Source organism: Galbibacter kalidii, from assembly GCF_026241135.1.
Taxonomy (GTDB): Bacteria; Bacteroidota; Bacteroidia; order Flavobacteriales; family Flavobacteriaceae; genus Galbibacter.
In genome coordinates this window covers 1-541 of record NZ_JAPFGA010000099.1, presented here as the reverse complement: position 1 = coordinate 541, position 541 = coordinate 1, and the positions used below count along the sequence as shown (strand labels likewise).

At 67.7% G+C, this 541-nt stretch carries 1 protein-coding gene; it reads right to left on the bottom strand.

What is annotated here, in order from left to right:
• Positions 1–103: 103 nt before the first annotated feature.
• On the bottom strand, positions 104–541 hold a 438-nt coding region (locus tag OOZ15_RS20060; RefSeq protein WP_265958200.1), incomplete at its 5' end, for an acyltransferase family protein.

The following is a 541-nucleotide window of genomic DNA, read 5'->3' as shown; positions in this document are numbered from 1 at the left end:
GTTGCCTGAATCGGGTGCATGAAAGCGCGGCAGTCGACGTCGGTCCCTGCCGATAGACAAAGGGTAGCGCAGCCCGCGCCGAGGCGTCTCCTCGGGCACGGGCTCAGGCCACCCGCAACCGTTTGCCGAACATCAGCCCGCCCCAGGAGAGCCGGTTGACGAGCACATTGAGCCCGACCGAGCCGGCCAACCCTGCCGTGACCAGCAGCAGGGCGTAGAGCGGTAACGGGAAGGCCAGCCGCTGGTCGAGAAAGTCCACCACGCCGAAGAACAGGGGATGGGCCAGGTAGATGCCGAAGGAGTACTCATTGATTCGCCTGACCAGAGGCGTCGCCGGGCGACCGTGCAGCCGGCTCATGGCCCACAGGGTGAAGAGGATGAACAGCGGTATCGTCCAGGTCTCCTTGGACGAGTACTCGAGCCAGCCCGGGAGCGGGAGCAGCACGACCAGGCCGGTCATGGCGACGAGCCAGCGGGGGCGCGCGAGTTCGCCGAGCAGCGGCACCCGCTCCGGGTGCGGGTAGTGGCGCACCAGCAGCAG